General features: G+C 67.2%; 7 protein-coding genes and 1 pseudogene. 5 read left to right on the top strand and 3 right to left on the bottom strand.

Annotated features, from left to right (window positions below; genetic code table 11):
- Positions 1-978 (bottom strand): LacI family DNA-binding transcriptional regulator (locus tag RMO30_RS06370; protein WP_309710949.1); only part of this gene is annotated, 978 nt, incomplete at its 3' end.
- A gap of 121 nt (positions 979-1,099) precedes the next feature.
- On the opposite strand from RMO30_RS06370, the gene RMO30_RS06375 reads away from it, so the two are divergent.
- From RMO30_RS06375 to RMO30_RS06395, 5 genes are all read left to right on the top strand, one after another.
- The gene (locus RMO30_RS06375; RefSeq protein ID WP_309710951.1) at positions 1,100-2,191 is read left to right on the top strand and encodes a substrate-binding domain-containing protein; all 1,092 of its coding nucleotides are present in this window, start codon (positions 1,100-1,102) and stop codon (positions 2,189-2,191) included.
- An 87-nt stretch (positions 2,192-2,278) separates the two neighbouring features.
- Positions 2,279-3,313: an ABC transporter permease gene (locus tag RMO30_RS06380; protein WP_309710954.1), complete on the top strand. Its 1,035-nt coding sequence runs from the start codon at positions 2,279-2,281 to the stop codon at positions 3,311-3,313.
- A complete protein-coding gene (locus tag RMO30_RS06385) occupies positions 3,310-4,065 on the top strand; it encodes an ATP-binding cassette domain-containing protein (RefSeq protein ID WP_309710957.1) in 756 nt (251 codons plus the stop codon). Before RMO30_RS06380 ends, RMO30_RS06385 begins: the two co-directional genes overlap by 4 nt.
- A complete protein-coding gene (locus RMO30_RS06390) occupies positions 4,062-4,367 on the top strand; it encodes a putative quinol monooxygenase (protein WP_309710960.1) in 306 nt (101 codons plus the stop codon). The genes RMO30_RS06385 and RMO30_RS06390 overlap by 4 nt, the downstream gene beginning before the upstream one ends.
- Before the next feature lie 52 nt (positions 4,368-4,419).
- Entirely contained in the window at positions 4,420-4,854 is a 435-nt protein-coding gene (locus tag RMO30_RS06395; RefSeq protein WP_309710963.1) for a hotdog fold thioesterase, read from the top strand.
- Here RMO30_RS06395 and RMO30_RS06400 read toward each other — a convergent pair.
- Both RMO30_RS06400 and RMO30_RS06405 read right to left on the bottom strand, forming a co-directional pair.
- Positions 4,851-5,549 (bottom strand): spermidine synthase, encoded by a 699-nt coding sequence (locus RMO30_RS06400; RefSeq protein WP_309710966.1) that lies wholly within the window; start codon positions 5,547-5,549, stop codon positions 4,851-4,853. The genes RMO30_RS06395 and RMO30_RS06400 overlap by 4 nt on opposite strands.
- A gap of 86 nt (positions 5,550-5,635) precedes the next feature.
- Positions 5,636-6,853: pseudogene (locus tag RMO30_RS06405) on the bottom strand (pyridoxal phosphate-dependent aminotransferase).
- Positions 6,854-6,937: the final 84 nt, after the last annotated feature.

The raw sequence follows: 6,937 nt of genomic DNA on the forward strand, positions 1-6,937 counted from the left end.
CGACGTCATGACGTCGCCGTCCATCCGAGCGAAGGCCCGCTGTGCGGCAATGCGTCCCATCTCGTAGGGATTCTGCGCGACGACGGTCACCCCCGGCTCGAGCATGTCGCCCAGCGGAATGTCGTCGAATCCGACGAGCGCAATGCGTCGATGAAGGCCCCGCTCGCGTAGCGCGCGCAGAGCGCCGATCGTCACCAGGTTCTGGCTGCTGAACAAGGCCGTCGGCGGGTTCGCGCTGTCGAGCAGTTCGAGTGTCGCGGCGTAGGCGGCGTCTTCGGTGTGCAGATCCTCGACGATCGGGATCCCCGAGGTCGGGATGCCGACCGACCCGAGCTGTTCCAGAAAGCCGCGGCGACGTTCCTGCGCGGTCCACAGCTCGCGGCGGTCGCCGAGGTAGGCGAGACGACGGTGGCCGACCGTGATGAGGTGGGTTGTCGCCTCGGCCGCCGCCTCCGCATTGTTCGTGACGACGACATCCGCGTCGATCCCGGCGGGTTCACGGTCGACGAAGACCAGGACGGTACCGCGCGACTGTTCCGCGACGAGTTGGCTCTGGTTCTTGCGCACCGTGGTGAGGATCAGGGCGTCGACGCGTCGGCGCAACATCTCGCCGACGATGCGCTGCTCTCGGCTGGCGTCGTCGTCCAAGCTCGACGCGAAAACGGCTACTCCGCGCTCCACAGCGGTGTCTTCGACGCCACGGTGAACGGCGCCCGAGAACGGGTTGGCGACACTACCGACGACCAGGCCGAGAGTTCGCGTGCGGCGCCCGGTGCGACGCAGATTGCCGGCGTTGAGATCGGGGTGGTAGTCGAGCCGTTCGGCCGCCTCGCGCACCTTCGCGATCGTGGCGGGCGCGACGTTCGGCTCTTCGTTAATGACGCGCGAGACCGTCTTGATCCCCACCCCGGCGAGCGCGGCAACGTCGCGCATCGTCGCGCGAGTGTCGGGTCCACGGTTCGCCGGTTGGCTAGACATCGTTGTCACGCTCTCTCTGAAAATTCGCGTTTCGCCTTGACTATATCTACATCCATCGGATAGACCTAGCCATGACACCGTTGTCAGTGACGGTGGTCGCCACACTCACCAGGAGGATTCAATGCCGAATCTCAGTAAATTCCGCACCCCCGCATCCCGGCTGTTCGCTGGCGTTGCCGTACTCGCCACCGCGACCCTCGGGCTCGCCGCGTGTGCGCCCGCCGGATCGAGCGGAGACGCCGACACCATCGGCGTTTCGTTGATCGTCAAGACCAACTCGAACCCGTTCTTCATCGCCATGCAGGAAGGCGCCGAGGCCGCAGCAGCAGACGCCGGCGTCTCACTGACCCTCGCCGCCGGCAAGGAAGACGGCGACGAAGACACCCAGATCAAGGCGATCGAAGACGCAATCGCTCGAGGCGACCAGGGCATCCTGATCACCCCGAACGGCCCCGGAGTGCTCGACGCGATCGCCAAGGCCCGTGACGCTGGCCTGTACGTGATCGCCCTCGACACCCCGCCCGACCCCGCCGACGCGGTCGACATCACGTTCGCGACCGACAACCGCCTCGCCGGCCAGCTCATCGGTGAGTGGACCGCCGTGCAGCTTGGCGGCGAGAAGGCGACCATCGCACTGCTCGACCTGTTCGACGACAAGATCGTCTCGGTCGACTACAACCGCGATCAGGGCTTCCTCGAAGGCCTGGGCATCGACGTCGCCGATGGCAACGCCAACGGCGACGAAGCCGCCACCGGAACCTACTCCGGCGGCGACTACGAGATCGTCGGCAACGAGGCGACCAACGGCGCCGAGGATGGCGGCCTTGCCGCCATGGAGACGCTGCTGTCGAAGAACCCCAACATCAACGTCGTCTACACGATCAACGAACCGGCCGCTTATGGCGCCTCGCAGGCGCTGTTGGCAGCAGGCAAGAACCTGGATGACATCATCATCATCTCGGTCGACGGCGGCTGCGCAGGAGTCGAAGGTGTCGTCGATGGCGTCATCGACGCGACCAGCCAGCAGTACCCGGTCAAGATGGCCGAGCTCGGGGTCCAGGCAATCGTCGACATCGTGAAGAACGGCACGACGCCCGAGGTCACCAGCGGGCTCGACTTCTTCAACACCGGTGTCGCGCTCGTCACCGACAACCCGGCCGACGGAGTCGACTCGATCGACACCGCCGCCGCCTCGGAGATCTGCTGGGGCTAATCCCGTCACGTTCGAGGGTGGTGCTCGGCTCTGCCGTGTGCCACCCTCGAAACCGACACCGATACACCGACGTAACAGGAGTCATCCGTGAGCGCCTTTACCGGCAATGTCCCGACGCACGATCTGGCCGAGGAGTTTCTCGACCGCAGCACGCCGCTCAGTCGGCTGCGCAACGTCTTGCATCGCTACCCCGCGATCAGCCCGGCCGTCGTGCTAGTGATCGCCATCATCGTCTTCGGGTTGATCAACCCGCGCTTCCTCTACCCCGCGAACCTGTCGCTCATCACGCAGCAGGTCGCCGTCGTCGGCACCCTCGCGCTGGCGCAGACGCTCATCATTCTGACCGCGGGCATCGACCTGTCGGTCGGCGCGGCCATGATCTTCTCGTCGATGGTCGTCGCGCAGACCGCGTCGGTGAACGGCGTGCCCGGCCCCATGGCGCTCATCCTCGGCCTCTTCGTGGGCCTCGCCGCGGGGGCGCTCAACGGCTTCCTCGTCACCCGATTGCGGCTTCCCCCATTCATCGTGACGCTCGGCACTCTCAACATCTTCATCGCGTTGACCCTGCTTTATACGAATGGCGCAACCGTCCGCGGAGCCGACATGCCCGGCCTCCTGACGGCGACAGGCCTGCCCATCTCGATCGGCGACGTTCGGATCACGGTCGGGGTGCTCGTCATGCTCGCCCTGTACATCGTCGTCGCTTTCATGCTCGGGCGCACCGCGTGGGGCCGACACATCTATGCAGTCGGTGACGACAAGGAGGCCGCGCGACTCGCCGGAATCTCGGTCAACAAGGTGCTGATGAGCGTCTACCTCGCCGCCGGCGTGATCCTCGCCATCGGAGCCTGGGTGCAGATCGGGCGCACGAATGCCGCCAGCCCGAATGCCGGCATCGACCTCAACCTCGACTCGATCACCGCCGTGGTGATCGGCGGCACGAGCCTCTTCGGCGGTCGCGGGGTGGTCTGGGGAACGCTCCTCGGAGCCCTCATCGTCGGCGTTTTCCGCAGCGGGCTCTCGCTCGCGGGACTCGACGTGCTCTATCAAACCCTCGCCGTCGGCGTACTCATCATCGTCGCCGTCTCGGTCGACCAGTGGATTCGGAAGGTGCGCGCATGACCGCGATTCTCGAGGCGCGTTCCCTCGTCAAGACGTACGGACGCGTCGTCGGACTCGACGGCGTGAGCCTGCAGCTGATGGCCGGCGAGGTGCTCGCCATCATCGGCGACAACGGTGCGGGCAAGTCGACGCTCATCAAGTGCCTGACCGGTGCCGAGACGCCCGACGAGGGTGAGATCTTCCTCGAGGGCAAGCCGGTGTCGTTCAAGCGACCGCAGGATGCCCGCCACGCAGGCATCGAGACCGTTTACCAGAACCTCGCGGTCTCGCCCGCGCTCGACGTCGCCAGCAACCTCTACCTCGGGCGCGAGGAGCGCCTCCCGGGCCCGCTCGGATCGGTCCTGCGAATGCTCGACACGAAGGGGATGCGCGTGCGCGCCCGCGAGGAACTCAACCGTCTCGGCATCACGACTCTGCAAGACGTGACGGTTCCGGTCGAGAACCTCTCCGGCGGTCAGCGTCAGGCCGTCGCCGTCGCTCGCGCGGCAGCGTTCGGGTCGAAGGTCGTCGTGCTCGACGAACCGACGGCGGCGCTCGGCGTGCGCGAGTCGAAGCAGGTCATCGAGCTCGTGAAGAGTCTGCGCGACCGCGGCATCCCGGTCATCCTGATCAGCCACAACATGCCGCAGGTGTTCGAGGTGGCCGACCGCATCCACATCCAGCGGCTCGGCAAGTGCGCCGCGACGATCACCCCGAAGAGTCACTCGATGACCGATGCGGTCGCGATCATGACCGGCGCTGCCGCGGCATGAGCTGGGCGCTGTCCGCCGAGTTCACCGCTGTCCCGGGAGCTGAGGAGCGCGTCGCTGAGCTGGTGCGCGACCTCACCGTGCACGTGCGCGCCGAGCCGGGCAACCTCGCGTTCAACCCACACAGGGTGAGAGACGAGCCGCGGCGCTGGTTCGTCTACGAGGTGTATCGGGATGAGGCGGCCTTTCGCGACCACCTCGCGGCGGACTACGGCGCGACGTTCAATGCGGCACTCGCGAATCTGGTGGAGGGCGGCGGATCGCGCTTGACTCTGTTCGCCGACCCCAACCCGTTGGTTGAGTAGCGCCGCGCGCAGCGCGACGCGTATCGAAACCGATCCGCGAGAAGATGTCGGGGTGAGCATCTGGTTCGGCACCCCGACGATCGACGACGCAACCCGAAGCGGGGTTGGCACGATGATCGAGCACCTCGGCATCGAGTTCACCGAGCTGACCGACGAGGCGCTCGTCGGGCGGATGCCGGTAGATCACCGCACCCGCCAGCCCGCGGGGGTGCTGCATGGCGGCGCGTCGGTCGTGCTCGCCGAGACTCTCGCGTCGTGGGCCGCGACGTTTGCCGTGGATCGCGAGAAGTTCCACTGTGTCGGGATGGAGATCAACGCCAACCACGTGCGCCCCGTCGCGTCGGGCTGGGTGCGTGGCGAGGCCCGCCCTATCGCCCTCGGCCGCACGACCCAGGTCTGGGAGATCCGCATCACGGGCGGCGACGGCAAGCTGGTCTGCATCTCCCGCTGCACGATGGCCGTGTTGTCGGTGCCGTCGCAGTACTAGCGGGCGACGTAGACGGTGTTCGTCGAGGTTCCGCCGGTGAGTGGGTTGGCGAACGCGACGACGTGTGCCGCGGTCGAAGAGAACACCGCGTCGAGGTCGGCCATGAAGTCGGCGTCGGGCGGGTCGTCTGACCAGAGGGCGAACACGCCGTCATCCCGCAGGTGTCGGGCGAGGTGACGCAGCCCGTCGGGGGTGTAGAGGTCGGCGTGGCCGGGCGCGAGGCTGTGTCGCGGGGAGTGGTCGACATCCAGCAGGATCGCGTCGTACCGGGGGGCGTCGTCGGCGCGGTCGCGTCGCATCAGGTCGAAGAAGTCGTCGAGCACGAGGGTGGTGCGAGGGTCACCGGTGAGCTGCGCAGAGACGGGTAGCAACCCGCGTTCGTGCCAATCGATCACCGCAGGGAGGGCGTCCACCACCACGAGAGACCCCACCGACGGATGCTCGAGCGCCGCGATTGCGGTGTAGCCGAGCCCGAGTCCACCGACGAGCACGCTCAGGTTCTCGCCCGACGCAGCGGCGAGCCCGAGGTGCGCGAGCTGCTCTTCGGCTTCGGTGAAGAGGCTCGACATCAGGTACTCGTCGCCCAGCTTCACCTCGTAGACGTCGACCCCGAGGGTCGGCTCGACCCGGCGGCGCAGGAATAGGTCGCCCATCGGCGTCTGCTGAAAGTCGAGTTCTTCGAAGCGGAGGGCCACGGCCTCACCCTAGTCAGCGGCCGCCGCGGCGTGGCGCTCGCCCAGCGTCTCGACGGCGCGAACGGCGCTCGGCCCTACCAACGGGGTCAGCCGAACAACTTCTGCAGACGGCTGACGCCCTCGACGATGTCGTCGTCGCCGAGCGCGTACGAGAAGCGCAGGTAGCCGCTCGGGCCGAACGCCTCGCCGGGGACCGCCGCGACCTCCGCCTGCTCGAGGATGAGGTCGGCAAGTTCCAGCGACGACGCCGGGGTGACCCCGCCCCACTCTCGATTCAGCAGCCCGGTGACATCCGGGTAGACGTAGAACGCGCCCTCGGGCAGCGGGCAGACGATTCCCGGGATGGCGTTGAGCCCGTCGACGATCAGGTTGCGGCGCCGGTCGAACGCGAGGCGCATCTGCTCGACGCTCTCTTGCGGCCCGGTGAGCGCCGCGAGTGCGGCACGCTGCGAGATGTTCGACACGTTGCTCGACAGGTGCGACTGGAGGTTCGCCGCCGCGGCGATTGCGTCGGTCGGGCCGACCATCCAGCCGAGTCGCCACCCGGTCATCGCGTAGGTTTTCGCGACGCCGTTGACGAGGATCGTGCGGTCGGCAAGCTCCGGGGTGGCCTCGACGATCGATACGGCCCGGCGGGATGCCGCTTGTCCTGAGCCTGTCGAAGGGTCGTAGGTCAGGTTCTGGTAGATCTCGTCGCTGATCACCCACAGGCCGTGCTCCTCGGCCCACGCACCGATCGCGGCGACCTGTTCGGGGGAGTACACGGCGCCCGTCGGGTTCGACGGCGATACGAAGAGCAGCACTTTTGAACGGGGCGTGCGCGCGGCCTCAAGTTGCTCGACCGTCACCAGGTAGCCCTGGTCGGCACCGGCGAAAACATCCACCTGAACCCCGCCCGCGAGCTTGATCGCCTCCGGATAGGTCGTCCAGTACGGAGTCGGGACGAGAACCTCGTCGCCCGGGTCGAGCAGGGTGGCGAACGCCTGATAGACGGCCTGCTTGCCGCCGTTCGTCACGATGACCTGCGACGGCGATACCTCGAGCCCGCTGTCGCGGAGGGTCTTGGCAGCGATCGCCTCGCGCACCTAGGGCAGGCCTGCAGCAGGCGTGTACCGGTGATTCTTCGGATCACGCGCGGCCTCGACGGCCGCGTCGACGATGTGTGCCGGAGTTGGGAAGTCGGGCTCACCGGCGGCAAAGCTCACCACCGGCCGACCGGCCGCCTTGAGTGCCTTGGCCTTGGCGTCGACCTTGAGGGTTGCCGATTCGGCGATGGACCCAATGCGCTTCGAGATGCGTCCCACGAGACTCCAGCCTAGCCGCGCACCGTCCAGTCAGCCCGAGCTCCCGAAGCCCAGGATGCCGCCGAGAAGGGACGGGCTGCTCGG

Origin of the sequence: Pseudolysinimonas sp. (genome assembly GCF_031389465.1) — a bacterium.
GTDB lineage: Bacteria > Actinomycetota > Actinomycetes > Actinomycetales > Microbacteriaceae > Pseudolysinimonas_A.

Bases quoted from the DNA above. Each gene is read 5' to 3' on its own strand.
- RMO30_RS06375 (WP_309710951.1), top strand. From the start codon at position 1,100: ATGCCGAATCTCAGTAAATTCCGCACCCCCGCATCCCGGCTGTTCGCT.
- RMO30_RS06385 (WP_309710957.1), top strand. From the start codon at position 3,310: ATGACCGCGATTCTCGAGGCGCGTTCCCTCGTCAAGACGTACGGACGC.
- RMO30_RS06390 (WP_309710960.1), top strand. From the start codon at position 4,062: ATGAGCTGGGCGCTGTCCGCCGAGTTCACCGCTGTCCCGGGAGCTGAG.